Genomic DNA, 3,274 nt, shown 5'->3' on the forward strand with positions numbered 1-3,274 from the left:
GCTGGCACCTGTTGGATTTGGGGCCGCGGATCCTGCGGGTGGAGACCGCTGCGATCGCGCTGGCCGCTTTGTTCGGCATAAGCCGCCAGATCACCCGCTGGGGGTGAAAATTTATCGGACGCGGTGGGGGTGATGCAGGAATTGCCCGAGAACATCGGAGGGACCTGCTTGTCAGGTCCGATGAACACCAATTGATGACCCATTCTTTTCCCCCGGGCACGACGGAGCGTGCCCCTCCGACCTTTCGGAGGGACCTGCTTGTCAGGTCCGATGAACACTAATTGATGACCCATTCTTTTCCCCCGGGTACGACGAGCGTGTCCCTCCGACTTTCGGCAAAACTTTTTTCGACGGAACGTGCTTCGGAACAACCTGCCTGTCAGAGCCGTCTTTCCAACACGCGGCATTAGCAGATTGCTCAACGCATTCTTAAATACACAGGTTTACCGTACGGCCAGGTGGGAATTCTTCTTTACTGCACGGCCAGGCGGGAATTCTTCAAAACATCCGAGGCTCTTCATCAGCCGCTCAGCCGACGTCGGATGGCATCCAGGTCAAACACACATCCCCCCCATGGGCCACCGCTGACCGCCTGGAGGATCGCCCACAGTTGGGTGTCTTCAGGAAGCCGCGGATCAGGCCGGAGCTGCGGATGTGGCGACCGCTGCGCGAGGATTCGGGCAGCTTCCTCCGGAGAATACTCCCGCTTGCCGTCGCCCACCCAATCCACGGAACCTTCCAGACGTTTTGTATCAATTCGGATGCGGATCCGATCGCCATCGCGCACCCTCGCAATGGGCCCGTCGGCCAGTGCTTCCGGCGTGATCCAGCCGATGCACGCCCCCGTGCTGACGCCGGAGAATCGAGCATCGGTGAGCACGGCCACCTCTCGCCCCCAGGGTAAATACCGCAGGGCCGACGTGAGCTGATACGTCTCTTCCATCCCGGACCCGAGCGGCCCCCGCCCGATGAGCACCACCACATCCCCGGGCTGAACCGGCGGACCGAGCTGTCCCTTCACGGCGGCAACGGCATCGGCCTCACTGACAAACACCCGGGCACGCAGAGTGCGATCGTAAACGCCATGCGCGTCGAGAAGTTGTGGATCAATCGCCGTACTCTTGATGATCGAGCCGCCGGGGGCAAGGTTTCCGCGGGGAAAGCACGTGGTGCTTGTGATGCCCGCAGCCTCGGCCTTTTCGGGCGAGAGGATCACATCATCGGGATCGACTCCGGCCTGCTGGCGAAGGATTTCCCGCACCCGCTGCCTCCGTGGTGAGCGTTCCCACCACTGCAAAATGTCACCCCAGGTTTTGCCGGTGATGGTCCGCGCTTCGAGACGGAGCAGGTTCAGACGCCGCAGGTGGAGCATGACCTCGGGGACACCGCCGGCCAGATACACGTACAGAGTGGGAAAATTGCGCGGGCCGTTGGGCAGAACATCGACCAGTCGGGGCACCTGGCGGTTGATGCGTTCCCAATCCTCGATCGTCGGCCGGGGTAGTCCTGCGGAAAAGAGAACCGCGGGCAAATGGAGGATGAGATTGGTCGAGCCGCCGAAGGCCGCATGCACCACCATGGCATTGTGGGCGGAGGCTTCGGTGAGGATATCGCGAGCGGTGAGCTTTTGCTGGGCCATCCGCATGAGGGCCCGGGCCGTTCGTCGCGCAAGATCGCGCCAGATTTCCTGTCCCGACGGCACCAGCGCCGCATGGGGAAGCGTCAGGCCGAGGGCCTCAGCCACGACCTGAGACGTGGCGGCTGTGCCAAGAAATTGACATCCTCCCCCCGGCGATGCACACGAATGGCATGCCACGTCTCTCGCGTACTCCAGGCTGATTTCGCCCTGTGCATATCGGGCGCCAATCGATTGAACCTGGGCCGTGTCCTCGCCGCGTGTGGTGGGCAGCATGACGCCCCCGGGGATGATGGCCGAGGGAAGATGCCCCAGTCCGGCCAGGGCCATCATCATGGCGGGAAGGCCTTTATCGCACGTGGCCACACCCAGAACACCGACGGCATTGGGAATAGAACGAGCCAGGCGGCGGAAAACGATGGCCGCGTCGTTGCGGTAGGGAAGGCTGTCAAACATGCCGGGAGTGCCCTGAGTGCGGCCGTCGCAGGGGTCGGAGCAGTATCCTGCGTAAGGCGTTCCACCACACCGTTTGATTTCTTCAGCAGCCTGGCGCACCGCGTCGTCCAGCTCAAAATGTCCGGTATGGTAGCCCAACGCGATGGGATGGCCATCGGGATCACGCAGCCCACCCAGCGTGCTGAGAATGACAAATCGGGGCCGAACGGTGTCTTCAGGAGCCCAACCCATCCCCACGTCCTGGGACATTCCGAATAGATGTCCGCTGGGGCTGTAGCGGAGAAGGGCATCGTCAAAGGGAAGTTCTCCCTCCGGTCCGGGACCGTGGATGCGGAGCGGTTCCGAAATGTGATCGCCCGAGCAAAGAGGATCTTCGCCACTCACGTCAAACGAACCGAAACGGGATGCTTCCGACATAGAGAGGAAAACCTTTCCATGTGGGTTGGGTTGTGTGCCAAGAACCGTGCTTTTAGAATAAGCCTATCAGGTTTATCGCGTTGGATCACGCTGCGGGACAAATTCTCGAAGGGTGCAGTTGCAAAACTGCAGGTTTTTTGCGGGTGGTCGGGCCGCCATCCGAGTCGGAATCGATCGTCTTCCGAACGGAGGAGCATGATGGTTCAGCCCGACAATTCTTCGCAAGGCCAGCCAACCCCTGAACAAACCCAATCTCCGGCCGGCTGTCTTCTGCGATTGTACTGGATGATTTTCGGCTATCTGCTGGCGGTTCTCTGTGGGGTGTCGATTGTCAACCATCACGGCGATTTTTCTTTTGTGGACGTCATTTACTGGCTGGCACTGGGAGGTGTCCTGCTGGCGCGCTGGGTGGACATCAGCCGTTACCAAGGTACGCGGACAGACGGCCAGCCTGCCACCATGCGGGACTGGAAGGTCCACGCCATTCTGACCGTGGTGGGCGGTGTGATCGGCTGGGTGCTCATCCATTGGGTCCGGCTGAGCGGCTGGTGGTGAACGTCGTCGCCGCTCGGCGGTGCGCGGGAGCATCGATTAGAGAAACATCAAATGGGTCAGGAGAATTCGCAGGCCCACCAGGAGGAGGACGCAGCCGCCTGCGATCTCGGCCCATTGGGAAAAATGGCGTCCCAGCCGGTTTCCTGCCCGAATCCCGATCAGGCTGAGAATCCCCGCGACGAGGCCGATGATCACGGCGGCCAGCCATAT

Annotated in this window: 3 protein-coding genes; 1 reads left to right on the forward strand and 2 read right to left on the reverse strand. The window is 61.3% G+C overall.

Annotated elements, in window-relative coordinates:
- Positions 1–520 precede the first annotated feature (520 nt).
- Positions 521–2,509, reverse strand: a complete 1,989-nt coding sequence (locus tag H5U08_RS13570; RefSeq protein WP_297034077.1) for a YjhG/YagF family D-xylonate dehydratase — start codon at positions 2,507–2,509, stop codon at positions 521–523.
- A gap of 195 nt (positions 2,510–2,704) precedes the next feature.
- On the opposite strand from H5U08_RS13570, the gene H5U08_RS13575 reads away from it, so the two are divergent.
- Positions 2,705–3,064, forward strand: coding sequence for a hypothetical protein (locus H5U08_RS13575; protein WP_297034080.1), 360 nt, complete (start codon positions 2,705–2,707; stop codon positions 3,062–3,064).
- A 36-nt stretch (positions 3,065–3,100) separates the two neighbouring features.
- On the opposite strand, the gene H5U08_RS19905 is transcribed toward H5U08_RS13575, so the two are convergent.
- Entirely contained in the window at positions 3,101–3,274 is a 174-nt protein-coding gene (locus H5U08_RS19905) for a manganese efflux pump (RefSeq protein WP_366494580.1), read from the reverse strand.

Source organism: Thermogutta sp., assembly GCF_014359955.1.
Taxonomy (GTDB): Bacteria; Planctomycetota; Planctomycetia; order Pirellulales; family Thermoguttaceae; genus Thermogutta.

What these genes read in the sequence shown, in the direction of transcription:
- H5U08_RS13575 (WP_297034080.1), top strand. Translation starts at nt 2,705, where the DNA reads ATGATGGTTCAGCCCGACAATTCTTCGCAAGGCCAGCCAACCCCTGAA.
- H5U08_RS13570 (WP_297034077.1), bottom strand. Translation starts at nt 2,509, where the DNA reads ATGTCGGAAGCATCCCGTTTCGGTTCGTTTGACGTGAGTGGCGAAGAT.